We start from the raw sequence: 21778 nt of genomic DNA on the forward strand, positions 1-21778 counted from the left end.
CAACAAGACTCCCCCCGCGGGGAGAGGCATAACTATATGGAGTCGACCAATCGCTGCTTGAGCTGAAGGACGCACTGCTTGTGGAGCTGGCACACCCGCGACTCGGTCAACCCGAGCACCAGTGCAATCTCCTTCATGTTCAATTCCTGCTGGTAATAGAGGGAAAGCAGCAGCTGTTCACGCTTGTCCAGGGTGCCGAGCACCTTGCCAAGGGTCATGGCCAGATCCTGATCGTCAGACTCGGATGCGGGCGCCCTGCCTCCGTTCTCCAGCCACTCCTCCAGACTCTGCAACGCCTCGGCCTGGCTCGCATAGGCGAGCTGGCGCACCTCCTCGACGGTGCAGGAAAGTGCCTGCGCCAGCTCCTGCTCGGTCGGGTTGCGCCCTAGACGGTTGAACAGCTCCCGCTGTACCTGGTTGTGACCGTGCACCTGCTGGCGCAGCTGACGGGGGCGCCAGTCGAGGCGCCGCAGCTCATCCAGCATGGCTCCCCGCACCCGCTTGAAGGCATAGCTCTCGAACTGGGCATCCGGTTCACCCCCATAGCGACGCCAGGCTTCCAGCAGCCCCATCATGCCGACCTGCTCCATGTCCTCCTGATCGAAGCTGGCGCTCACCTGACTGCGCAAGTGAGTGGCTGCCCGCTTCACCAGAGGCAGATAACGGCTCAGGATCACCTGCTCACCGGTGCGGGGAGCGGAGGCGGTCAGTTCGCAAGGAGTATCCCAACCAGCGTCCATCATGTTCGCTACTGCACCAGGACCTTGGTGACCAGCACTTCATCCAGATAGGGCTTGTAGCCATACCCCTCCAGGGTTCCCACCAGTTTGCCGAGCAGAGAGGTCTGAAGGGCCGAGATGTTCTGCAGCTCCTGCTTCACCGCTTCATGGGAGCGATGGCTGAAATATTGCACCATGGCATTGCGGATCAGGGGGGTCAGCTCGTTGAGCGTCTCCAGTTGCTGGGGATTGTGGGTGACCAGCGCCAGCTCAAGCACCAGATAGTGGGGCTCTCTGTCCCCCTCCAGGCTGATGACGAAACGCTCCATCGGTTTGAACAGCGGCGTCTTGCTCAGCTCGGGCTTGGCTTCTGCCAGACCCAGCCAGACGGCAACCGTATCCCGCTTGAGATAGGCGCCATAGGCCAGCGCCGCCAGCAGGCACAGCGCCATCATTATCACCATCAACCACTTCATGACACGCCGCATAATTTGAAATCACTCTCGCTATTGCCAGATCTTGAAATGTCACACCAGGGTGTTGAGCCAATCCTGGCCAGCACTACCCGATGCGTCCTGTTCTTCCTGCCACTGTCGTCGACCTGCCAGGATCTTTTCCTGCTGCCAGCGATCCCCCCGCTCCTGCTCTCCCCCCTGGCCCACGTTCACCTCGACGCCACCGGCATGATGGGGAGCCAAACTCATGCGAAGCCGCTCCATCGACTGGATCAGGGCTTCACGCACCGCCGGGTTGGTCACGTTGAGCTGCACGTTGAGCCGATCCCCTTCCATCCTCACGGTCAGTTCGAGGCGACCCAGCTCGGGGGGATCGAGGCGGATATGGGCCTGCTTGATGCTGTGGTTCACCTGCAGCTCGACCCTGTCTTTGAGCACATCGACCAGCTGCTGGCCCCACTGGGCCTCGCTTGCGGCAAGACGCGCCGGTGCCCACTGGTATTCCGCAGGCCTGGCGGCAGAGAGCGCGGGCGACAACCCCGCCATTGCCTTGAATTCGGTGACGCTGACCTCCCGCTCCGGGGCGGGCTCCCCGGGAAGAGGCACCACCACTGCCGCACTCCGGGTCGCAGGCAGCTCGCCCTGGGTGGTCGGCTGGAGCATTCGCATGGCCAGCTCTCCGGCGGGTTGAGGGAGGCTCTCTTTGCCAACGGAAACCGGCGGCACCGGCATCCGCTCCCCTTCCATTCGCTCGAACCCGCTGAGGGCGCGCAGCACAGGCGAGGAGGCGGGTTGCACCTCCCCGACGGGGGCAAGGCCGCCATTCGATGACAAACGGGCAGGAGGAAGGCGTCCCTCCTCCTGGCGGACAAAAGGTGGTGGCATCTGGTTGAAGGCGGCGAGTTGCTCGGCGACATCCGCAGCCACTTCGACGCTCTCCTCCTGCTCCGTCTCGTCGACGGGGGCGGAAGGGGCGGTGGACGGAGGAAGCATCGCCTCCTGCGGAAGATCCATAGGCTGGTACTCTTCCCCCTGCCCGTCAGGCTGGCGGGAGAGGCGGGTAAAACCACCGGATGGGGAAGTGGGCAGTGTCTCTGCCACGGGGAGAGGGATCATGCCCATGTCTGCGCCTCGTCGTAGGCCTGCAATCCTTCCCGCTTGCGGGAGAGGCTGTCCCACTCCTGCTTGCGCAGCGCCGTTTCCTGCTCACAGAGCGCGAAGGCTTCCCGATGCCAGTGACGCACCTGATCCCGGGCCGGCATCAGGGATTGCCACAATGCAGGCTGGCTGTTCAGATGCGCCACCAGCTGGGCCAGACGCTGATCCGCCAGCCGCACCGCATCCCACTGTCCGGCGCGGGCCTGCTGCAAGATAAGACGCCCGAGCCCCAGAAGCTGGCGCTGACGTGTCTCGCGTTCCGCACCGGGGGGCACGGCTCCTGTCATGGACATAATGATGGCCTCAAAATAGGACGACCTTGCGGGCAAGCAAGGAGCAGGCCAAATATATAAACATTATATTTCAATACGTTAATTCCGACCTTTGCCCCATGAGGAAGGTGGATTTCCGCATCAACGGGGATGGCGGGCCATCGCTTCCCAACCCTCTTTCAGCTCCAGCAGAATGCGACGCACCTCTGCAAAGCCCGCGACATCGTTGGCCACACTGATCTCGAACAGCCGCTGGCCGCAGTAGTCGTACAGACGGTGCAGGTTGCTGGCCAGCTCCCCGCCCTTGTCCATGTCGAGGGCACTGTCGAGCCCTCCCAGGATCTGCAGACACTTGTTGATGGACTGCCCCTTGCGCTCGTACTGCCTGGCCAGAATGTGGCCCTCGGCCCTGGCTATTTCGTCGAGCAGGCCATCCATCAACATCAGCACCAGCTGGTGCGGATCGGCGCTCGCTGCCTTGGCCTGGGTGGCGGCGAACTGGTAGGCGTCATAGCCTTCTTGGGGTTCAAACATGAAAAACTCGCTTATTCAAAGTGTTACGGGCTAGCCGTCTCACAGGGCGCCCATGGTCTGCAACATCTGGTTCATGGTGGTGAACTGATTGAGGTAGCGCTTATACGCGGAATCCATGCGCCGATCCAGCGCCTCCATCCGCTCGTTCACCCGCTTCTCGTTCGCTTCAAGACCTGTCTTGCGCCCCTTGAGTGCACCGTCCCGCTTGGTATAGGGGTCCAGGGCATTACTCATCCGCTTGAGCAGACCGTCGTCGCCCATGAGTGCCTTGCCGAGCAGCTCGGGATCCTTCTCCAGCGCCTTGTTGAAGTCAGTCTCGTTGAAGGAGAGCTTGCCCGCCTTGTCGGTCTTGATCCCTAGGCTCCCCAGAGTCAGATCATCGGGCAGCTCCCGCACGCTGCGGGCAATCACGCTCTTGAGGCTGCGTACCCCGCTGTCGGAGGAGAGTGCTCCCGGCGCCTTGGGATCGCTGGAGGTCATCTTGGCCAGCTCGTCCACCAGCTCGTTGTAACTGTCGACAAACTTCTTGAGGGAGCCGGTAACCGCCTCCTTGTCCTGATCCACCGTCACCAGCAGGGGCGCATCATCGACCTTCTGCGCCTTGGTCAGCTGGAAGGTCAGACCGTCCACCACGTTCTCGATCTTGTTGCTGGCGGAGGTGATGGTGAGAGGGTTGTCCCCCCCCATGCGCAGCTTGGCGTCCTGCGCCTGGGTGATGTCCGTCTTGCCGGCCATCGCCACCCCGAGGGCATTGGCGCCATCCCCGCTGTACCCCAGGGTGATGGCGTTCTCCACGCCGCTCTCCTTGCTGGTCAGTACCATGCTGACCTTGCCGTCGGTACGTACCAGGGTCGCCTTCACCCCCGGGTTGTCCTTGGCATTGTTGATCTGGGAGACCAGATCCTTGACGGTGGCGCCAGCCGGGAGGGAGGCCAGGTCGATGTCCAGGGTCTTGCCCTTGACGGTCAGGGAGAAGACGCCGTCTGCCGGCAGCGGTGCCGTGTCACTGTCAAGCTGCAAGCCGACCTGATGGGACTGGGCAAGCTGCTCCACGAAGAAGCTGTACTGACCCGAGCTGGCCTTGCCATTGCTCGTCACCGTCATGAGCCCTTCCTGAGACAGGGTGGCCTTCTGAGCCTGCAGGCTGCTCGCCTTGTTCAGATCCTTGAGCAGGGTCTGGAAACTCGACAGCTTGGTGGTGAGGCTGCTGATGGCGCTCTGCTGCGCCTTGACGCTGTCCAGCTGCTTCTTCAGCAACTTGTCCATGTTCTGGCGCTCGACGGCTACCAGTTGCATCGCCGTGCTGGCCGGATCTATTTGCATCTTTATCCCCTTATTCGGTGGCATGCCTGTTGGAAAAGACCGGCTCGGCCCTTTCCAACCGGCAAGCGGTTGTCAAACAAGAACCGCCCCTCTCGGGGCGGCCCGGCAAACCATCAACGCAGCAGGGAAGTCACCATGCCGGTCATCTGGTTGGAGTTGGACAGCACGGACATGCCAGCCTGCATCAGCATCTGGTTCTTGGTCATGTTGGTGCTCTCCTGGGCGAAGTCGGCATCCATGATGCGGCCATTCGCCATGTCAGTGTTCTCTTTCATGTTGGAGAGGTTGTTGACGGTATGCTCCAGACGGTTGATGTTGGCACCAAACTGGGAACGGGCGGTACCGATGGCATCCAGGGCATCTTCCATCTTGGTGATCTGCGCATTGAAGTCAGTAGAGGCCAGGGCGGAGGCCGCCACATCGGCCGTGGCCAAGTCGGAGGTCGCCGTGGTGATAGCGGTGTTGACGGCCTTGACGTTGGTGTCGGCCTTGACGTCCAGCTTCTCGGCGGCAGTACCACCGATCTGGAAAGTCACAGTACCGGCTTCGAACTTGCCACCAGCGCCGATCAGAGCCTCACCACCGAAACGGGTGTTATCGCTGATGTTCTTCAGCTCGGCAGTCAGTTCCTTCATTTCGGTGCCCATGGCCAGACGGTCTTCCGCGCTCGCAGTGCCGTTGGCGCCCTGGGTGGCCAGGTCTTTCATGCGCTGAACGATGTTGGTCATCTCGTCCATGGCACCTTCGGCGGTCTGCATCATGGAGACGGCGTCCTGGGCGTTGCGCATGCCGACCTTCTGGCCGTTGGACTGGGCTTGCAGGCGGGTGGCCATCTGCAGACCGGCGGCATCATCGGCGGCGGAGTTGATGCGAAGACCGGTACCCAGGCGCTGCATGGCGGTGCCCAGCATCTTGTTGGTGTTGTTCAGCTGGTTCTGAGTGGTCAGAGAAGCGAAGTTGGTATGAATGGACAAACCCATGATCTATTCCTCGAAGAAGGCTGCTACCGCAGCGGATAACCCTACGAACAAGAGAAGCGACAGGTGCGAGGCAAGACTTGAGCTGCGGGTGAAAAATATGATGAAAAAAGAGGGCGCGGGAGGAGCTGGGAGGGGAAACGGGAAAAAGGCACCCACCAGGGGATGGGTGCCACCAGCATCAACGCAGCAGGGAAGTCACCATGCCGGTCATCTGGTTGGAGTTGGACAGCACGGACATGCCAGCCTGCATCAGCATCTGGTTCTTGGTCATGTTGGTGCTCTCCTGGGCGAAGTCGGCATCCATGATGCGACCGTTCGCCATGTCGGTGTTCTCTTTCATGTTGGAGAGGTTGTTGACGGTGTGCTCCAGACGGTTGATGTTGGCACCGAAGGAAGAACGGACAGCACCAATTTGATCAAGCAGGTCACTTGTGGCGGTAATCGCGTCACTGGCTTTGGCTTGATCACCAATACCCGCGACAATCTCTGCGCCTGCAATACCACTAGTTGCGGTAGTGCCAGTAAGGTCCTTCATCGCGGTAGCTACATCAACCTTCAATGTTTCAGTACTAGAGCCACCAATCTGGAAAGTCACACCAGCGGCAGCCTCGAACGACCCGCCTTTCAACAACTTCTGGCCACCAAAGCTGGTGTTGTTAACAATATTACCCAGCTCCTTGGTCAGTTCGCCGAACTCGGCGTTCAGGGCGGTATAGTCATCGGCGCTGGTAGTGCCGTTGGCACCCTGGGTCGCCAGGTCCTTCATGCGCTGAACGATGTTGGTCATCTCATCCATGGCGCCTTCTGCGGTCTGCATCATGGAGATGGCATCCTGGGCGTTGCGCATACCGACCTTCTGGCCGTTGGACTGGGCTTGCAGGCGGGTAGCCATCTGCAGACCGGCTGCGTCGTCGGCGGCGGAGTTGATGCGAAGGCCGGTGCCCAGGCGCTGCATGGCAGTGCCCAACATCTTGTTGGTGTTGTTCAGCTGGTTCTGGGTGGTCAGGGAGGCGAAGTTGGTATGGATGGACAAGCCCATGATGTATTCCTCGAGTTAAACGCTGCACAGCAGCCCGTTAGGTTGACATCAGATAGAGACGACCCCTTTCGCGCAGAAATGTAATCTTCCCTCCGCATATTTTTCTTCTGGCCCCCTCCCGGGCATTCCGGTATCCCGGGTGCTCGCCGCCTCCCCCATCCGGCATGCTTATTGCTTTTAAAACGTCCTCTCTCACTACCGGATGGCGACATGGCTGCTTCGCTCTACACACCGCATTTCGTTCAACATTTCCAGTGCATCGGCGATCGCTGCGAGGACAACTGCTGCCACAGCTGGACCATCAGCATCGACAAGCAGACCTTCCGCAGCTATGAACGCCACCCCGACCCCACGGTCAAGTCCCTGAGCAAGCTGCACATCATCAAGGTGAAGCAGAGCAACGAGCGCTGGGGGGAGATAAAGCTCGACGAACAGGGCGCCTGCCCCTTCCTCGATGAAAACCGCCTGTGCCAGATCCACAGCAAGGCGGGTCCGGATGCCCTGAGTCACACCTGCAAGACCTACCCCAGAGCCCAGACCCGCATCGGCAACCAGCTCAAGAGGTCCCTGATGCTCTCCTGCCCCCAGGTGTGCCGCCAGTTGTTGCTTGACCCCCTGGCGATGCAGACCGAGGTCACCGAGCTCACCCAGCCCCTGCCCTTCGCTCCGCCCCCCTCCAACGCCATGGCGACGTTGCACAGCCTGAGCATTCACGTGCTGGCCGCCACGGATATCCCCGTGGCAATTCGGCTATGGCTGGTCGGCATGCTGATCCATCGGGATCCTGCGCAACTCTCCCACGAGGCCTTCCTCGATCAGGTGGCGGTACTGGCCGAACGCGGGGAGCTCAACACCATGTTCGAGCAGTTGCCCGCCCTGCCCAGACTGCAGTGGTGGGGCCTCAGAACCATGACCCACCAGTTGCTGGCCTATTCCCAGGGGAGACGGGGGCGGCAGACCATGCAGGTCTGCCTCGACAAGATCAACGAGGTACTGGAGGGAACCTACGACGAGGACAAGCTTGCACGCCTGCAGCAAGTCTGGCACGACAGGGTCGCCCCCTTCCTGGCCAGCCATCCCCAGATCCTGGACAACTACCTGCTCTACTACGTCTATCACCACAACTTCCCGTTGCAGCAGGGCGACAAGTGCCAGGCCTATCAACTGCTGGTGGTCGACTACTTCCTGCTGCGCAACTACCTCTGCCTGCTGGCCATGGACAAGGAGCTGGACGAGCAGGACGTGGTCAACCTCTTCTACAGCTACCACACTATACGCCAGCACAATGCGAGTTTTATCAAGACCATAGAACAGGGGCTCAACGACTCCGGCTTCGCGTCGGACATCTCCCTGTACGCCCTGCTCAAGCCCTGAAAACAGAAAACCGCCAGCGAGCTGCATGGCGGTTTTTTGTCGTGAACGGGACCTGGCACCCTAGGTGAGCAGCGCCACCACGTTCTGGCGCGAGACGTTGGCCTGGGCGAGCAGGCCGGACATGGTCCCCATGAAGCCCCCTTCCTTGAGCTGGAGGCTGAGCTTGCCCTGCAACTGGACCAGCTCCTCCTGCTGCAGGTGCTGGCTGCGTGACTTCACCCGATCGAGCTGCTTCACCATCCGCTGGCGAAACTGCTTGAGCTCGCGCACCGACTGCTCTATCTCCCCGAGCAGTCGCTTCAACCGTTGCTGCTCCTGTTTGATCTCCCCTTTGTCGAGCCCCTCGCCGAGCTGGGTCAACTGCCCCGCCTTTGGCTTGAACTGCACGGGTACCGGGTTGCCGGCGGGAATGCGGATGCCCTCACCGCTCAGCAGCACGGGTTCATCCAGCTTGCGCCTGTGCTGATCCGGCACGCTCAGCTCCAGCTTGCCCAGCTCGTTCAGGCGCGCCTGGATATGCTCCTTGCGCAGCGCGCGATCCAGACGGGCGGCCGCCTCCGCTTCACTGGCATCGGCGGGCAGCAGCACCTCGACGGCGCTGCTGGTCTGAGGGAAGGAGAAGACGAGACGTTCGGCACTCGCCCTTGGGCTCAGCAGATCGAGCCGCTCCGCGCTGTAGTGCACCCGACTGTCCGTGGCCGAGGCCAGCAGGCGTGGCCTGAGCTCGCTCGTCAGTGGCGCCTGCGGCTGGGTCAGCTTCTCTTCCAGTACCTTGAGACGGGAGACCAGATCCCCGCTCGCCGCCTTCTGCTGGCCGAGCTGCTGCTCCAGGCGTTTCAGCTCGCCCCATACCTGGCTCAGGGCCTGCTCGCCCCCCTGGGCATGGGCGATGCGCTGCTGCGCTGTGCCGATCAGGGCCCAGCGATCGAGCCGGATGACATTGGGCTGGCGTTCATTGCGAGGAGTCTGGGGAGAAGTAGCCTGGGCAGTCGAACGACCTTGCAACCTGGGTTGGGCCGGTGTCTCGGCCACGCTCCCCGGACGGGTTTGTTGAATCTGCATCCTGGCTCCTTAGACAGATTTAGGGCATGTAGTTGAACAGGCTCAGGCCATTCACCTTGGCAAAGGCCTGCTGTTGCACCTGCAGAGCCATCAGCACATGCGCTTGTTGGGTCACGGCCCCGGCGTAGTCGAGGGACTCTATCTGATTGCTCACTTCCTTGCTATAGGTGCTCTTCTCGGCATGACCCTCGTCCACCTGGTCCAGCAGGTTGATGCGTGCCCCTATGGTGCTCACCATCTGGCTGATGTCATCCTGCAGGGTCTTGCTGCGATCCAGCATGGCTCTGGCCTGATCCGCCGCATCCGGTGCGCCGGCATCGAAGGCCGCTACCATGTCGTCCAGCTGCTTGAAGAAATCCCCGTTCTGGATAAACAGGCTGTCTGCGGTCTGGTTGAGGGACACCGTCACCCCCCGGGCAATCTCCACCTCCCGCACCAGGGCATCCCCCTGATAGAGATAGCCGCCACCCGGACCCTGGACGATGGGGGTCTTGTCCACCTGGCTGCCGCTGAACAGGCTTGAACCGTTCTCGTTGCGGGCATTGGCGAGATCCAGCAGTCCCTCCTTGATGATGGCCGCCTCGCTGGACACCGCCCGGCGATCGTCCTCGGAGAGGGAACCGTTGGCCGCCGTCTGGGTCAGCTCCCGCAACCGGCTCAGCATGTTGGTCATGGTCTCGAACTGCAGCTCCCCCTGGGATAGCTGGCTCTTGGCATTGGCGATGTTCTTCTGGTACTGGGCCATGGCCACCTGCTCTTTCTTCAGACCGAGCAGTTGCACGCTGCCCACGGGATCGTCCGAAGGCTGCAGGATCCGCTTGTTGGAGGAGATCTGGCGATCCAGCCGGGCGTAGTCGCCAAAGCCCCGCTGCAGGTTGTCGAGCATGCTGAGCTGGATCTGGTTGGTGCTGATGCGCATGCGGACTCCGTCAGAACATGTTGAGAATGGAGTTGAAGAGTTGATCCGAGGTGCTGATCACCTTGGCATTGGCCTGATACGCCTTGGTGTAGGCCATCACCTTGACCCCTTCCTCATCGAGGTTGACGCCGCTCACGCTGCTGAGCTTGGTGGCGAGCTGTTTCTCCATGTTGGCATCGGCCTCCATGGTCGCCTTGGCCTGACCGCTCTGCACCGCCATCTTGCCAAGCAGGGCGCTGTAGGCATCGTACTGATCATCCTTGATGGTCAGCAGCTCCTGCAGGTTGCGGTTGTCGCCGTTGCCGCCCCCCGCCTTGGCGAAGGCGAGGTGATCCCCGGTAAAGCCATCGGCCACCTTGAGGGTGCCGGAGGGATTGAGGGGGTCGTAGCTGAACAGGGGTTTGCCGGGATCGCCGTTCAGATCGACGCCACCCGCCTGCTTGGCGTTGAAGTCATCCGCCAGCTTCTTCGCGATCTGGTTCAGCTCGTCGCGCAGGGGACGCAGCACTGTGGTGCGATATTCCAGCACGCCCGCCAGGGTGCCGCCCTGAAGCCTGGGGACCTCGAAGGATTGCGGCCCGAAGCTCAGGCTCAGGGTGTCGCCGGCCAGAGAGAGGGTGCTGCTGCTGCCGGCCAGCACCAGGGGCTGGCCCTGGGGCAGGCTCAGGGAGAAGGAGCCGTCGCTCTGACGATTGACCCGCACCTCCATGAAGGTCGACAGCTCGCGCACTATCTGCTCGCGGCTGTCTTCCAGCGCCGAGGTGTTGACCCCTTTGGAAGCCTGCTCGCCGATCTGGGTGTTGAGCTCCGCCACCTGCTTGAGATAGCTGTTCACCTGGGTGATGGTGCTGCCCAGCTGATCGTCGATCTGCTTCTCCTGGGTCAGCAGGCTCTCGTTCAACTGGCCGAAGCGGTTGGCCAGGGCACCGGCCGAGCTGACGATCTGGCTGCGCTGCGCCGGTGTTTCCGGGCTGTCGAGGGCGGCGCTCAGGGACGCAAAGAAACTGTCCAGCCCCTTGGTGATGTTCATCGACTCGCTGCCGAGCAACTGCTCCGTCGTATTGATGTACTGGTGAAACGCATAGGAGGAGCCGGTCGCGGAGCGGCTGCGCCAATGCTGGGAGACCAGATAGTCATCGGTGATCCTGCGAACCCCGGTCACCTCGACCCCCATGCCGTTGTCCATCCGGCCAAAGCCCGACAGGCTGCCCATCATGGCCTCCTGGCGGCTGTACCCGATGGTATTGACGTTGGCGATATTCTGGGCAGAGATGTTCAATGCGATCTGCGATGCATTGAGTCCGCTAAAACCGATACTGAGCAGCGACATCAGTCAACTTTCCTCATTTTTGCCGAATTCAGAGGCTGACTGAAGGCAGCCAGGGTCTGGGAGTCTGAAGCGACCACCGGCTCGGCATTCTTTAATGTGGGGGCCAGTTGATTGACCATCTGCTCCTTGAGCCCCATGCCGCCGCGCTTGACCAGGCTCATCGCGAGCTGGCTGTCGTACATGTCGCGGTAGAGGGACTCCCCCTTGATAAGCCTGTCCTCTTCATCCTGCATGGCGTCGGACGCCGAACGCATGTGCTTGAGCACCGTCTGCAGGAAGCTCACTTCGAACTGACCGGCCGCCGCCTCCAGGGCCGCGCGCTGATCCGGGTTGCTCTTTATCTGCTGCAGTTCATTGAGATCCTGATAGAAACCAGGCTCCGAGGTAATTCTGGTCATAGAGATCCTTAGATGACCACCAGCTCGCCTTCGAGGGCTCCCGCCTCGTCGAGGGCTTGCAGGATGGCCATGACATCATCCGGGGTCGCCCCCAGGGAATTCACCGCCTTGACGATCACCTCCAGGGAGGTGCCATCCGGCCAGACAAACATGTTGTTGCGCTCCCGGTCAACCTGGATCTGGGAGTTGGGCGTCGTGGTGGTCCGCCCGTTGGAGAAGGCGTTGGGCTGGCTCACCGTCTGGCTCTCCCCTATGGTCACCGTCAGGCTGCCATGGCTGACCGCCGCCTTGTGCACCTTGACCCCCTGCCCCATGACCACGGTGCCGGTACGGCTGTTGAAAACGACTCGCGGCCGCTCCTTGCCCATGTCCACCTGGATGTCCTGCAACAGGGCCATGAAGGAGATCCGCTGGCTCTCATCGCGGGGAGCCGCAATCTGGATGCGACCGGCGCTGACCGCCTTGGCCACGGGGCCAAGCTGGCGGTTGATCTCCCGCTCCACGTTGCGGGCCGTCTTGAAGTTGGGCTGGTGCAGGTTGAGCGTCACTTCCGGCTTGTCCGAGAAGTTGCTGGCCACCTCCCGCTCGATGATGGCACCGTTCGGGATGATGCCGGCCGTTGGCACGTTGATGGTCACGGAGGAGCCGGATTGCCCCTCCGCCTTGACCCCTGCCACCACCAGGTTGCCCTGGGCGACCGCATAGACTTCACCGTCGATGCCGCGCAGGGGAGTGAGCAGCAGCGATCCGCCTCTCAGGCTCTTGGCATCGCCGATGGAGGTCACGGTCACGTCCATCTGCTGACCCTTGCCGGCGAGGGCGGGCAGCGTCGCCTGCACGGAGACGGCAGCCACGTTCTTGAGCTTGGGGTCGATGTCATCGGGCAGCTGCACCCCGAACTGCTTGAGCATGTTGGTCATGGACTGGCCGGTGAATTTGACCTGGCTGCGATCCCCGGTGCCGGAGAGGCCGACCACCAGGCCATAGCCCACCAGCTGGTTGGCTCTCATCCCCTGCACGTCGGCAATGTCCAGCAGGGCCCGTTTGGCGGGGACAGCGGCGCCGGCCACGCCCGACAGCGCCAGGCAGAGCAGGGCGATATACCATCTGTTCATCGAAATCCTCACAAGGGGGAGAAGGCGGAACTGAAGAAGCGCGACAGCCAGCCCATCTGGTTGCTGTCGGCCAGGGCACCGCGACCGGCATAGGTGATGCGGGCATCGGCGATGCGCTGGGACGAGATGCGGTTGCTCTGGTCGATGTCCTCGACCCGCACCATGCCCCCCAGACGGATGTACTCATCCCCCTGGTTGAGGCGGATCCACTTCTCCCCCCGGATCCCCAGCACCCCGTTGGGCATCACTTCGGCCACGGTGACCGTGATGGCCCCCGCCAGAGTATTCTGCTGGCTGGAGGTCGCCCCGCCGTCGAAGTCGCGATCCGCCTTGATAGAGGCACTCCAGTCCGGTCGGGAAACACCGCCGATGGAAGGCACAGGCACGCTCAGATTGCTGTTCTTGTTCATGCTGGTGTTGGCCTTCTTGCTGGACTGGGTGCGCTCCTCCAGCATGACGGTCAGGATGTCGCCGACCCGGTAGGCACGGCGATCCTGGAACAGGGTCATCATATAGTCGTTACGGTAGAGGCTGCCATCCTCCCCCACCCCGGCTTTCGTCAGCTCGGAGCGGGAAGGAGCCCACTTCTCGTCACCGGGCTCGGGGGCCTGCAACTCATAGGTGGAGCAGCCCCCCAGCAGCAGGGCGAGCACGACGCAATACCACACCGGCCTCATCATCACAGCGCCTGGGTCACGAATTTGAGCATCTGATCGGCGGAGGAGACCACCTTGGCATTCATCTCGTAGGCGCGCTGGGTGGTGATCATGTCCACCATCTCTTCCACCACGTTCACGTTGGAACTCTCCAGGGTGAACTGCTTGATGGCCCCCATGGCCTCTTCACCCGGAACCCCTTCGATGGCTTCACCGGAGGCACCGGTCGCCCGGTAGAGGTTGCCCCCCAGGGCTTCCAGACCGGCCGGGTTGGAGAAGTTGGTCAGGGTGATGCGCCCCAGCTCCACGTTCTCCTGCTGTCCCGGCAGGGTGGCGCTCACGGTGCCGTCTGTGCCGATGGCGATCTTGGTAGCGTTGTCCGGGATCTGGATCTGCGGCAGCATGGGCAGGCCGTCGGCATTGACCAGCAGCCCTTCCGCATTGCGGTGCCATTGACCGTTGCGGGTATAGGCCGTCTCGCCATCCGGGCGCTCGACGCTGAAGAAGCCGGCCCCCACCACCGCCATGTCCAGCTCCTGATTGGTGTTCTGGAACTGCCCTGGCGTGAATACCTTCTGGGTGCCGACCACCCGCACACCGTTACCCATCTGGATGCCGATGGGGGACAGGTTCTGCTGATCCTGCTGGGCACCGGGCTGGCGCTGAACCTGATAGAACAGATCCTCGAACGCCACCCGATCGCGCTTGAAACCGACCGTGTTGACGTTGGCCAGGTTGTTGGAAATGCTGGCCATCTTGGCATCCTGTGCCGACAGACCCGTCTTGCTCACCCAAAGCGCTGCATGCATCTTCGTTTCTCCACCTGATTCGTTCGAACGGGGTGCACCCCGTCAGTATTCATTCCCGGCCGCCATGGCCGCCGTCAGCCCTGGCCAGAGATCAGCCTGGCACCCTGCCTGGCCTGCTCGTCCGCCGTCTTCATCAACTTGACCTGCAACTCGAAATTGCGGGTCAGGGACATGCTGCCGATCAGCTCGTCCACCGCGTTCACGTTGGCCCCCTCGAGGAAACCGGACGCCAGCACCACCTGCTCGCTGATCTCGGCATCCCCGCCCTGGCGCTGGCGGAACAGGCCGTCAGCCCCCTTGACCAGCTCGGCCGGATCCGGGTTCACCAGCTTGAGCCGGCCCACGTCCAGACGGGCGCCGCCCCCCGGCGGGGTGATGCTGAGGGAGCCATCCTTGCCAAAGCTCAGATCCCGATAGGCGGGCAGCACCATCTCGCCGCCATCCCCGAGCACGGGACGGCCGTTGAGGGTCAGCAACCCCTCCCCGTCCACCTCCAGGTTGCCGGCACGGGTGTAGGCCTCCTTGCCGTCTGCTGTCTGCACGGTGAGAAAACCGTCGCCGCGGATCGCCACGTCCAGCTTGCGGCCGGTCTGCATCAGGGCACCCGCCCGAAAGTCGGTTCCCGCCTGCTCTTCCCTGGCCATGACCCGGCTCTGGTAGCCATCGCCGGTCAGGGCATAGGCGGACGCCCGCTCGAAGTCGGCACGAAAACCGGCGGTATTCACGTTGGCCAGGTTGTTGGCCCGGATCTGCTGGGCCATGAGGGTGTGTTGCGCCCCCGACATGGCGGTATAGATAAGCTTTTCCACGAATCACGCCTTAGAAGGAGTTGAACAGGACCTGGGTCATCTTGTCCGCCGAGCTGATGGTCTTGGCGTTGGCCTGGTAGTTGCGCTGGGAGGTCATCAGGCTGACCAGTTCCCCGGTCAAGTCGACGTTGGATGCCTCGTAGGCTCCCGCCGTCAGGCCGCCCAGGGTCCCGCTGCCCGGTGCCCCCAGCACGGGCTGGCCCGAGCTGAACGACTGCTGCCAGGTGGTGTTGTTCGCTTGCAGCAGGCCCTGGGGATTGGCGAAGTTCGCCATCACCACCTGACCCTGGAGCAGGCTCTGGCCGTTGGTGAAGGTGGCGTAGACGCCGCCGTCCGCATCCACCCTGACCCCGGTCAGATCCCCGGCGGTATAGCCGTTGGACTGGTTGCGCGTGGCGTTGAAATCGGAGGCGTACTGGCTGACCCGGGCCAGATCGGCGGTGAGGGTGATGGGCTCGGCACCGGCGGGGGCCAGGTTCAGTACGGGGGCCGTGGTCGGCGACTTCAGGGTGCCGTTGGTGTTGAACTCCATGGTCACCGGCGCACCGGTCTGGGTCCCGTTGAAGGCATAGTTGACCTGCCAGGTGTTCTCGCCGGTCTTCACGAAATACTGGGTGACGGTGTGCTCGACCCCAAGAGAGTCATACACCTTGCTGGACTGGGAGTAGCTGAAGCTGTCCGCCTTGGCGGGATCGAAGGGGTGCAGCCCCTGGTCGATGACGCTGGCGTCCGCCTTGAGGTTCGCCACGAACTCCAGGGTGTCAGACGGCTTGGCCGCCAGGCTGCCCGCCTTGACCTGAATGTCACCCACCACGCCGGATTGCAGCTCACCCGCATCATTGGTCACATAACCCTGCAGACGGTTGCCGCTGGCGGTGATCAGGTAGTTGCTGGCATCACGCTGGAACAGGCCGGCCCGGGTATAGGAGGTCTGACCGTTGTCATCCTTGAGCACGAAGAAGCCGTTGCCGGAGATGGCCAGATCCAGGCCCCGCCCGGTACGGGTCACATCCCCGTTGCGATCGAAGTTCTGGGAGACGTTGCTCATCTCCACGCCGCCGGCCTGGCCGCCACCGTAGATGGCGGCAAACTCGGCACGGCTGGACTTGAAACCGGCGGTGCTGGCGTTGGCCACGTTGTTGCTGATGACGCTCAATTCCTGGTTGACGGCGCGCAGGCCACTCAGTCCGATATTAAAAGACATGTTTCGCTCCTATCTGGTTACGCCGACTTGCCAAACTGGACGGCGCTGAACAGGGGAACCTCCCCCACGCCTGCCACTTGCAGCATGATCTCGCCCGTGCCCGGCAAGCTGACGCGCTCCACCTGGCTGGCTACATAATTGCGGGTGGTGGTGGCGACTCCCCCCAGGGAAGCCTTCACCTCGAAGCTGTATTCGCCAGCGGGCAGCACCGGCAATTCGTAATCCAGCGCCCCCGCCTTGCTCTCGCCCCAGTTCTTGGTGGCGACCAGGGTGCCGTGCTTGTCATAGACCTTGAGCTCGACCGTGTCGGCCGCGCCGCCCAGCTCCACCTGACCGCGGATCGCCTTCTCCTGCTCATGGCCAAGGGTCTGGCTCGGCACCATCACTTCCTTGTCGATGAGATCCGTGCTCTGGAGCACCTGCTGGGTGTCCATCATGTTGATGGACTTCTGCTGCAGCACTTTCAGGCTCTCGACCCCTTCCACCATGCTGAACTGGGCCAGCTGGGTAACGTACTGGGCACCATCCAGGGGGTTGGTGGGATCCTGGTTCTGGATCTGGGCCACCATCATCTGGAGGAATTCGTTGCGAAGCTGGACCCCCTGCCCCTCGGAAGTACCGTTGGCGGCTATCTCAGGGGTGGCGGCGCGCTGGCTGGCGCTGCGGGCGGTATCCAGGCTGCTGACTTGAGGCAGGCTCATTTACACCCCCTGACCAAGACGCAGCAGCCCTTGCTGCATGCTGTTGATGCGGTTGATCACCTCGACCGAGGTCTCGAATCCCCGGGAGGCGCTCATCATGTCCGCCATCTCTTCCACCGCATTGACGTTGGAGTAGTAAACGAAGCCATCCCCGTCGGCCAGGGGATTGGTCGGCTCCAGACGTTTCTCCACCTGGCGGTCAGACTGGACGATACCGGCGATCTGCACCTGGGCTGCCCCCAGCCCCTCGGCCTCCTGCACCCGCTGATAGAGGGTGGAGAAGACGGGCTTGATGGCGCGGAAGGCGGCCTCTTCGCTGCCGGCGGCGCTGTCGACGTTGGCGAGGTTGGAAGCCACGGTGTCAAGGCGGACGGTCTGCGCCCGCATGGCGCTGCCGGCGATGTCATAGATGCGATTGAACGACATGATTAACGGCCCTCGATCGCCTTGGCGATCCCGGTGATTTTCATATTCAGGAAGGTGAGACTGGTCTGGAAGTCGGTGGCATTGCTGGCAAACTTGCTCTGCTCCACGCTGAGCTCTGCGGTGTTGCCATCCATGGAGACCTGATAGGGTATGCGGTAGAGGGGATGTTGCATGTCATTGCCCATGATGCCCTCGCTGATGGTGCTGCCCGGCTCTCCTGCCTCCACCTGCCGGGCGACCCGGCCGAGGATGGCCTTGTAATCCACATCCCGTGCCAGATAGCCCGGGGTATCCACATTGGCCAAGTTCCCTGCCAGAATACGAGCCCTGTCTGCCCGCACATCGAGGGCATAGGGGTGTACGCCAAGCGCACTGTCAAATGAGATACTCATGCTTCATCCTTCTTGTGAACCAGTCAGACCGGTGCATCCTTTATCAAGACTCATGCCAATCATGAAAAACCGTTGTTTCCGCTGGTCAGGCCATCACCCCTGGCTGACAAGAGTGACAAAAGGGGAAGCATTGTTTCCCATAGGGAAGCGAGCAGGTCTCCTTGCCCTGCTGCTCCTGGCGCTCCCCTCGTGGGCGGCCACTTCGTCGCTGTCGCAGCAGTTGACCGACGGTCTGAGGGCAGATGCCGAAACGGCACTGGGGGAGTATCTGCGCCAGCAAGCCTGGCCAGAGACCCGGGCCGACTATCAGGTCTGGCTCTCCCCCGCCGTGGCCCACCTGCCGGCATGTCGTCAGGCGGTTCGCTTCCAGGCTGGCGGGCAGTATCGCCAGCCCTGGGGGCGGCGCCCCTATCTGGTGGAATGTACCGAGCCCGCCTGGCAGTTGCGGGCCCGGGTGGAGGTCACCCTGATGTTGCCGGTCTGGGTGGCGGCACGGGACATCCCCAAGGGACATGTCATCGCCCCGGAGGATCTGCTGGAGAAATCCCTCGATGCCAGCCGGTTGCAGCGGGGCTTCACCCACAGCTCGCAGCCCCTGGCAGGCAGCAAGAGCCTTCGCCATCTGAGGATGGGGCAACTGGTCGGTGAACTCGATCTGCAACAGGCCTGGGCCGTCCGGGCAGGGGAAGGGGTGCTGATCCGGGCCGGGCAACCGGGCTTTTCCGCCACGACCCGTGGAACGGCCTTGTCAAACGGCGCCATCGGTGAAGGGGTGAGGGTCAGGAATATCGGTTCCGGCAAAGAGATCCAGGCCTGGGTGGTTGACAAGGGGGAAGTCGAAACCCGCTTTTAGCGCAGAAATGGCGAGTTTGATTCAAGTTCGGCCACCTCAGGGTCGCCTGTCACAAGAGAGACCACCAGGAATTCACGTTATGAAAATCACACGCACCGACCCTGTCTACGTTCAACCCCAGTCTCAGCGCAAGGCGGGAGCCACACCGGCACCCCAGCCCCAGGCCAGCCAGGGGGAAGCCAGGATCAGCGCCACCGCCCAGACCATCAATCAGGCGAGGGTCGAGCTGGCCTCCACCTCTGATGTGGACATGGAGAAGGTCAACCAGATCCGCCAGGCCATCAGCGAGGGTCGGCTCGAACTGGACATGGATGCCCTGAGCCAGGCCATTCTGGACATGCATCGCCGATGAGTCTGCCTCCCAAACAACGGATCCAGCAGTTGATCATCGGCATCCGGCAGGATTGTGGCCGCTACGCCGACCTGCTGCAGTTGCTGCTCAATCAGTACCGTCTGCTGGCAAGCCACGACGTGGCCGGGCTGACGGAACACAACCGGCAACAGACCCGGCTCATGGGCGAGATCCAGCACCAGGTCAGGCTGCGCTGCGAACATCTCCAGGCACTGGGGCTCAAACCTGACGAACGGGGCATGGCCATCCTCATCGGCAAGCTCCCCTCCCCGCTGCGCCAGCAAGTGGACGAGCAGTGGCAGCGGCTGGAGCAGTTGCTGCTACAGTGCCGCCGCCAGAACGAGCAGAACGGCCGCCTGCTGGCAAGCCAGATAGAGACCATCCACACCCTGCTGGGCCAGGAGTCATCCTATGGCAGGCAGGAGCACTTCCCCGACTGACCCTTTACGTTCCCTGCCGGGCACGATGACCCAGTGCGGCGAGTTCGTCGAGCTGCCGCTGCTCACCTGACTCCTGACGCTGACGGGCCGCCAGGGCCCGCTTGTCCAGCAACAGCTCCAGCCCCTTGACCCGACCGAACTGCCTGACGAGCTGCCCCTCGTGATGAGCCAGATCCTGGCTGGCGAGCGCACACTGCTGCAACTGGTGGGTCAGCAGGTGGCGAAGCTGCCCCTGCATCTGCTGCTTGTTCTGCCACAGCAGGGGATGAAAGCTCGACGAGCCCGGATGCATCGTCTCGATGACCTCCTGCAGCCTGAGGGCTCGGTGCTCCTCCTTCATCGCCACCTCGCGCAGACGCTGCCGCTCCTTGCCCATGGCCTCCAGGGCATCCTGCTGCAGACCGAGATAGGATTTCAGCATGCCGCCTCCTTACGCCCTGCCGAGCACATGCTTGAGACCGCCCAGCACCTGGGTGATGGGCGTCTCTTCCTGAATGCCCTGCTGCAGGAAACTGGCGATCGCAGGATAGCGCTGGACCGCCTCGTCCATCTGGGGATCCGCCCCGGGCTGATAACCCCCCAGGGGCAGCAACTCACGCACATGCTGGTAACGGCCCCAGAGCTGGCGCAGATTCACAGCCAGCCCCTGCCATTCGGGAGAGACCACCTGAGGCATCACCCGGCTCACCGAGGCACCGATGTCGATGGCGGGATAGTGCCCCTCCTCCGCCAGGCGGCGGGTCAGCACGATGTGACCATCGAGAATGGCCCTGGCGGAATCCACCACGGGATCCTGCTGGTCATCCCCTTCCGCCAGCACGGTATAGAAGGCGCTCAGGCTGCCCTCGGGGTGCGTGCCGTTGCCCGCCCGCTCCACCAGCTGGGTAAGCAGGCTGAACACCGAGGGCGGATAGCCGCGGGTCGCAGGGGGTTCGCCGATGGCCAGCGCGATTTCCCGCTGGGCCTGGGCGTAGCGGGTCAGGGAGTCCATCAGCAGCAACACATCCTGACCCTGTTCGCGGAAATATTCGGCGATGCGGTGGCACAGCTGGGCGGCGCGCAGCCGCATCAGGGGGGACTGATCCGCCGGTGCCGCGATCACCACGGCACGGGCAAGCCCCTCGCTGCCCAGGCTGTGTTCGATGAACTCCCTCACCTCCCGGCCACGCTCGCCGATGAGCCCCACCACCACGATGCGGGCGCTGGTATTGCGGGTCATCATGCCGAGCAGCATGCTCTTGCCCACACCGGAACCGGCAAACAGTCCCAGACGCTGGCCCTTGCCCACCGTCAGCAGGCCATTGATGGCCCGGATGCCCACGTCGAGCGGCTCGCGCACCGGAGTGCGCAACAGGGGATTGGGAGGGGAGGAAAACAGGGGAACCCGTTCCCCTTCCTCTTTCAGGGGACGGCCGTCCAGCGGTTGCAGCAGGCCATCCACGACCCTGCCAAGCAGATGCTCGCCGACCCGGATGGTCTCCTCTCCGTCGACGGGCAGCACCCGGGCGCCGGCATAGAGACCGCTCATGGGCTGGAGCGGCATCAGGTAGGAAATATCCCGGTTGAAGCCGACCACTTCCGCCAGCAGGGCGGCGCCGGTGGCGGTCTCCACCTCGCAGCGCTGCCCCATTATGAGCTGGCACCCCACGACTTCCAGAGTCAGGCCGGTCACGCGCACCAACCTGCCATAACGACGATAGCCGGGCACCTCCTCCAGGCTATCGAGGGCACAGGTCAGCGCCTGTTGCAGCGCATCATGCATCCGAAGAGAGTTCCAGGGTCTGGTTGAGTTGTTCTATGCAGCGGCCGAGGCGCTCCCCCGTGTTGATCTCGACCACCGCGGCCCGTGTCTCGATGCGGGCGTCCCCCACGGCCAGTGCCGGGTCCACCTGCAACGGCCACTTCTCGCAGCGGGTCACCCCCTGCTCGGCCAGGCGCTGCCGGTCTCCTTCGTTAAGGTAGATCACCAGCTCTTCCGACTCGCTCGGCAGGCTGGCCATGGCCTGCTCCACCTGCTGGAGCACCTGCTGGGGATTGAGGGTGAACTCGGCCTGGATCACGCGCTTGGCCACCTGGGCCACCAGCTGGGCGACCAGGGCCTTCTGTTCCAGCATCCGGGCCCGGGTCAGGGATTCCCACTGCTGCTGCAACGTTGCAAAGGGCACCATGGCCTCATCGAAGGCGGCACGTCCCTCGGCCAGCCCCTGGGCCAGACCACGCACCTGTCCCTGTTGCAGCCCCTTGGCCTCCCCCTCGAACAGGCCACTGGCCAGCCCCTGCTGGTAGCCGGCCTGATACCCTTCCGCCTGCCCCTGCTCCAGCCCCTGCTGGTAGCCGTATTCGAACTCTTCCTGCTGGCTTCTGGCCTCTTCCCCGCTCTGGCCCAGCGCCGGGAAGCGGTAGAGACGGGTGGCACCTGCCGCCAGTTTGCGCACATGCTGACTCATGCCTGTCTCCT

The 21778-nt window shown here is 62.8% G+C and carries 27 protein-coding genes; 4 read left to right on the forward strand and 23 right to left on the reverse strand.

From position 1 onward, the window contains the following. Positions 1-32 precede the first annotated feature (32 nt). The 8 genes from lafS to lafA (ACPW74_RS17455) form a co-directional block, all read right to left on the reverse strand. Positions 33-743 carry a lateral flagellar system RNA polymerase sigma factor LafS gene (lafS, locus tag ACPW74_RS17420; protein ID WP_045522170.1) on the reverse strand — a complete coding sequence of 237 codons (711 nt, stop codon included), beginning with the start codon at positions 741-743 and terminating at the stop codon, positions 33-35. Positions 744-748: 5 nt separating this feature from the next. Beyond that, complete coding sequence (lafF, locus tag ACPW74_RS17425) at positions 749-1207, reverse strand: lateral flagellar basal body-associated protein LafF (protein WP_041211801.1); 459 nt, start codon at positions 1205-1207, stop codon at positions 749-751. Between the two features lie 39 nt (positions 1208-1246). Beyond that, positions 1247-2296, reverse strand: coding sequence for a flagellar hook-length control protein FliK (locus tag ACPW74_RS17430; RefSeq protein WP_425858412.1), 1050 nt, complete (start codon positions 2294-2296; stop codon positions 1247-1249). After that, a complete protein-coding gene (locus tag ACPW74_RS17435; RefSeq protein WP_041214009.1) occupies positions 2287-2625 on the reverse strand; it encodes a hypothetical protein in 339 nt (112 codons plus the stop codon). The genes ACPW74_RS17430 and ACPW74_RS17435 overlap by 10 nt, the downstream gene beginning before the upstream one ends. A gap of 120 nt (positions 2626-2745) precedes the next feature. After that, positions 2746-3138, reverse strand: coding sequence for a lateral flagellar export chaperone LafC (lafC, locus tag ACPW74_RS17440; protein ID WP_041211804.1), 393 nt, complete (start codon positions 3136-3138; stop codon positions 2746-2748). Between the two features lie 39 nt (positions 3139-3177). Then, a complete protein-coding gene (lafB, locus tag ACPW74_RS17445; protein WP_279981997.1) occupies positions 3178-4461 on the reverse strand; it encodes a lateral flagellar capping protein LafB in 1284 nt (427 codons plus the stop codon). A gap of 113 nt (positions 4462-4574) precedes the next feature. Continuing rightward, positions 4575-5441, reverse strand: coding sequence for a lateral flagellin LafA (gene lafA / locus ACPW74_RS17450; protein WP_201888096.1), 867 nt, complete (start codon positions 5439-5441; stop codon positions 4575-4577). Between the two features lie 178 nt (positions 5442-5619). After that, positions 5620-6480, reverse strand: a complete 861-nt coding sequence (lafA, locus tag ACPW74_RS17455; protein WP_042015082.1) for a lateral flagellin LafA — start codon at positions 6478-6480, stop codon at positions 5620-5622. Between the two features lie 210 nt (positions 6481-6690). Here lafA (ACPW74_RS17455) and fliB point away from each other — a divergent pair, with 210 nt between their 5' ends. After that, positions 6691-7854 (forward strand): flagellin lysine-N-methylase, encoded by a 1164-nt coding sequence (fliB, locus tag ACPW74_RS17460; RefSeq protein WP_266139731.1) that lies wholly within the window; start codon positions 6691-6693, stop codon positions 7852-7854. 60 nt (positions 7855-7914) lie between these two features. On the opposite strand, the gene ACPW74_RS17465 is transcribed toward fliB, so the two are convergent. The 12 genes from ACPW74_RS17465 to lfgB all read right to left on the reverse strand — a co-directional run bounded on the left by ACPW74_RS17465 (position 7915) and on the right by lfgB (position 17675). Next, positions 7915-8916 carry a hypothetical protein gene (locus ACPW74_RS17465; RefSeq protein WP_425858413.1) on the reverse strand — a complete coding sequence of 334 codons (1002 nt, stop codon included), beginning with the start codon at positions 8914-8916 and terminating at the stop codon, positions 7915-7917. 19 nt (positions 8917-8935) lie between these two features. Further along, positions 8936-9835, reverse strand: a complete 900-nt coding sequence (gene lfgL / locus ACPW74_RS17470) for a lateral flagellar hook-associated protein LfgL (RefSeq protein ID WP_041214013.1) — start codon at positions 9833-9835, stop codon at positions 8936-8938. Between the two features lie 10 nt (positions 9836-9845). Beyond that, a complete protein-coding gene (gene lfgK / locus ACPW74_RS17475) occupies positions 9846-11165 on the reverse strand; it encodes a lateral flagellar hook-associated protein LfgK (protein WP_041211811.1) in 1320 nt (439 codons plus the stop codon). Next, positions 11165-11563, reverse strand: a complete 399-nt coding sequence (locus tag ACPW74_RS17480; protein ID WP_041211812.1) for a rod-binding protein — start codon at positions 11561-11563, stop codon at positions 11165-11167. Before ACPW74_RS17480 ends, lfgK begins: the two co-directional genes overlap by 1 nt. 8 nt (positions 11564-11571) lie before the next feature. After that, the gene (gene fgIL / locus ACPW74_RS17485; protein WP_041211813.1) at positions 11572-12678 is read right to left on the reverse strand and encodes a lateral flagellar basal body P-ring FlgIL; all 1107 of its coding nucleotides are present in this window, start codon (positions 12676-12678) and stop codon (positions 11572-11574) included. An 8-nt stretch (positions 12679-12686) separates the two neighbouring features. Further along, a complete protein-coding gene (gene flgH, locus ACPW74_RS17490; protein ID WP_041211814.1) occupies positions 12687-13358 on the reverse strand; it encodes a flagellar basal body L-ring protein FlgH in 672 nt (223 codons plus the stop codon). Continuing rightward, positions 13358-14143, reverse strand: a complete 786-nt coding sequence (gene lfgG, locus ACPW74_RS17495) for a lateral flagellar basal-body rod protein LfgG (protein ID WP_041211815.1) — start codon at positions 14141-14143, stop codon at positions 13358-13360. The genes flgH and lfgG overlap by 1 nt, the downstream gene beginning before the upstream one ends. Positions 14144-14217: 74 nt before the next feature. After that, a complete protein-coding gene (gene lfgF / locus ACPW74_RS17500; protein WP_041214015.1) occupies positions 14218-14952 on the reverse strand; it encodes a lateral flagellar basal-body rod protein LfgF in 735 nt (244 codons plus the stop codon). Positions 14953-14962: 10 nt separating this feature from the next. Beyond that, on the reverse strand, positions 14963-16156 hold the full coding sequence (gene flgEL, locus ACPW74_RS17505) for a lateral flagellar hook protein FlgEL (protein ID WP_041211817.1): 1194 nt from the start codon (positions 16154-16156) through the stop codon (positions 14963-14965). A gap of 17 nt (positions 16157-16173) precedes the next feature. Continuing rightward, entirely contained in the window at positions 16174-16857 is a 684-nt protein-coding gene (locus ACPW74_RS17510) for a flagellar hook assembly protein FlgD (protein ID WP_104452189.1), read from the reverse strand. Beyond that, on the reverse strand, positions 16858-17283 hold the full coding sequence (gene flgCL, locus ACPW74_RS17515; RefSeq protein ID WP_041211819.1) for a lateral flagellar basal body rod protein FlgCL: 426 nt from the start codon (positions 17281-17283) through the stop codon (positions 16858-16860). 2 nt (positions 17284-17285) lie between these two features. Next, positions 17286-17675: a lateral flagellar basal body rod protein LfgB gene (lfgB, locus tag ACPW74_RS17520; RefSeq protein ID WP_266139729.1), complete on the reverse strand. Its 390-nt coding sequence runs from the start codon at positions 17673-17675 to the stop codon at positions 17286-17288. 61 nt (positions 17676-17736) lie between these two features. On the opposite strand from lfgB, the gene lfgA reads away from it, so the two are divergent. From lfgA to flgN, 3 genes are all read left to right on the forward strand, one after another. Then, positions 17737-18528: a lateral flagellar basal body P-ring formation protein LfgA gene (gene lfgA, locus ACPW74_RS17525; protein ID WP_041214017.1), complete on the forward strand. Its 792-nt coding sequence runs from the start codon at positions 17737-17739 to the stop codon at positions 18526-18528. Positions 18529-18607: 79 nt separating this feature from the next. Then, on the forward strand, positions 18608-18880 hold the full coding sequence (gene flgM, locus ACPW74_RS17530; protein ID WP_041211822.1) for a flagellar biosynthesis anti-sigma factor FlgM: 273 nt from the start codon (positions 18608-18610) through the stop codon (positions 18878-18880). Continuing rightward, entirely contained in the window at positions 18877-19320 is a 444-nt protein-coding gene (gene flgN / locus ACPW74_RS17535; RefSeq protein ID WP_041214018.1) for a flagellar protein FlgN, read from the forward strand. Before flgM ends, flgN begins: the two co-directional genes overlap by 4 nt. A gap of 4 nt (positions 19321-19324) precedes the next feature. On the opposite strand, the gene lfiJ is transcribed toward flgN, so the two are convergent. The 3 genes from lfiJ to lfiH are packed head-to-tail and all read right to left on the reverse strand — an operon-like array spanning position 19325 to position 21767. After that, the gene (lfiJ, locus tag ACPW74_RS17540; RefSeq protein WP_041211824.1) at positions 19325-19741 is read right to left on the reverse strand and encodes a lateral flagellar protein LfiJ; all 417 of its coding nucleotides are present in this window, start codon (positions 19739-19741) and stop codon (positions 19325-19327) included. A gap of 9 nt (positions 19742-19750) precedes the next feature. Then, complete coding sequence (gene lfiI / locus ACPW74_RS17545) at positions 19751-21082, reverse strand: lateral flagellar FliI-like assembly ATPase LfiI (RefSeq protein ID WP_425858414.1); 1332 nt, start codon at positions 21080-21082, stop codon at positions 19751-19753. After that, positions 21075-21767 (reverse strand): lateral flagellar assembly protein FliH, encoded by a 693-nt coding sequence (gene lfiH, locus ACPW74_RS17550; RefSeq protein WP_041211826.1) that lies wholly within the window; start codon positions 21765-21767, stop codon positions 21075-21077. Before lfiH ends, lfiI begins: the two co-directional genes overlap by 8 nt. Between the last annotated feature and the right edge of the window lie 11 nt (positions 21768-21778).

The sequence above is a fragment of the Aeromonas sp. INTO2 genome (assembly GCF_049860605.1).
GTDB classification, from domain to species: Bacteria; Pseudomonadota; Gammaproteobacteria; order Enterobacterales; family Aeromonadaceae; genus Aeromonas; species Aeromonas caviae.

What these genes read in the sequence shown, in the direction of transcription:
- lafS (WP_045522170.1), bottom strand. Translation starts at nt 743, where the DNA reads ATGATGGACGCTGGTTGGGATACTCCTTGCGAACTGACCGCCTCCGCT.
- lafF (WP_041211801.1), bottom strand. Translation starts at nt 1,207, where the DNA reads ATGCGGCGTGTCATGAAGTGGTTGATGGTGATAATGATGGCGCTGTGC.
- ACPW74_RS17430 (WP_425858412.1), bottom strand. Translation starts at nt 2,296, where the DNA reads ATGGGCATGATCCCTCTCCCCGTGGCAGAGACACTGCCCACTTCCCCA.
- ACPW74_RS17435 (WP_041214009.1), bottom strand. Translation starts at nt 2,625, where the DNA reads ATGTCCATGACAGGAGCCGTGCCCCCCGGTGCGGAACGCGAGACACGT.
- lafC (WP_041211804.1), bottom strand. Translation starts at nt 3,138, where the DNA reads ATGTTTGAACCCCAAGAAGGCTATGACGCCTACCAGTTCGCCGCCACC.
- lafB (WP_279981997.1), bottom strand. Translation starts at nt 4,461, where the DNA reads ATGCAAATAGATCCGGCCAGCACGGCGATGCAACTGGTAGCCGTCGAG.
- lafA (WP_201888096.1), bottom strand. Translation starts at nt 5,441, where the DNA reads ATGGGTTTGTCCATTCATACCAACTTCGCTTCTCTGACCACTCAGAAC.
- lafA (WP_042015082.1), bottom strand. Translation starts at nt 6,480, where the DNA reads ATGGGCTTGTCCATCCATACCAACTTCGCCTCCCTGACCACCCAGAAC.
- fliB (WP_266139731.1), top strand. Translation starts at nt 6,691, where the DNA reads ATGGCTGCTTCGCTCTACACACCGCATTTCGTTCAACATTTCCAGTGC.
- ACPW74_RS17465 (WP_425858413.1), bottom strand. Translation starts at nt 8,916, where the DNA reads ATGCAGATTCAACAAACCCGTCCGGGGAGCGTGGCCGAGACACCGGCC.
- lfgL (WP_041214013.1), bottom strand. Translation starts at nt 9,835, where the DNA reads ATGCGCATCAGCACCAACCAGATCCAGCTCAGCATGCTCGACAACCTG.
- lfgK (WP_041211811.1), bottom strand. Translation starts at nt 11,165, where the DNA reads ATGTCGCTGCTCAGTATCGGTTTTAGCGGACTCAATGCATCGCAGATC.
- ACPW74_RS17480 (WP_041211812.1), bottom strand. Translation starts at nt 11,563, where the DNA reads ATGACCAGAATTACCTCGGAGCCTGGTTTCTATCAGGATCTCAATGAA.
- fgIL (WP_041211813.1), bottom strand. Translation starts at nt 12,678, where the DNA reads ATGAACAGATGGTATATCGCCCTGCTCTGCCTGGCGCTGTCGGGCGTG.
- flgH (WP_041211814.1), bottom strand. Translation starts at nt 13,358, where the DNA reads ATGATGAGGCCGGTGTGGTATTGCGTCGTGCTCGCCCTGCTGCTGGGG.
- lfgG (WP_041211815.1), bottom strand. Translation starts at nt 14,143, where the DNA reads ATGCATGCAGCGCTTTGGGTGAGCAAGACGGGTCTGTCGGCACAGGAT.
- flgEL (WP_041211817.1), bottom strand. Translation starts at nt 16,156, where the DNA reads ATGTCTTTTAATATCGGACTGAGTGGCCTGCGCGCCGTCAACCAGGAA.
- ACPW74_RS17510 (WP_104452189.1), bottom strand. Translation starts at nt 16,857, where the DNA reads ATGAGCCTGCCTCAAGTCAGCAGCCTGGATACCGCCCGCAGCGCCAGC.
- flgCL (WP_041211819.1), bottom strand. Translation starts at nt 17,283, where the DNA reads ATGTCGTTCAATCGCATCTATGACATCGCCGGCAGCGCCATGCGGGCG.
- lfgB (WP_266139729.1), bottom strand. Translation starts at nt 17,675, where the DNA reads ATGAGTATCTCATTTGACAGTGCGCTTGGCGTACACCCCTATGCCCTC.
- lfgA (WP_041214017.1), top strand. Translation starts at nt 17,737, where the DNA reads ATGAAAAACCGTTGTTTCCGCTGGTCAGGCCATCACCCCTGGCTGACA.
- flgM (WP_041211822.1), top strand. Translation starts at nt 18,608, where the DNA reads ATGAAAATCACACGCACCGACCCTGTCTACGTTCAACCCCAGTCTCAG.
- flgN (WP_041214018.1), top strand. Translation starts at nt 18,877, where the DNA reads ATGAGTCTGCCTCCCAAACAACGGATCCAGCAGTTGATCATCGGCATC.
- lfiJ (WP_041211824.1), bottom strand. Translation starts at nt 19,741, where the DNA reads ATGCTGAAATCCTATCTCGGTCTGCAGCAGGATGCCCTGGAGGCCATG.
- lfiI (WP_425858414.1), bottom strand. Translation starts at nt 21,082, where the DNA reads ATGCATGATGCGCTGCAACAGGCGCTGACCTGTGCCCTCGATAGCCTG.
- lfiH (WP_041211826.1), bottom strand. Translation starts at nt 21,767, where the DNA reads ATGAGTCAGCATGTGCGCAAACTGGCGGCAGGTGCCACCCGTCTCTAC.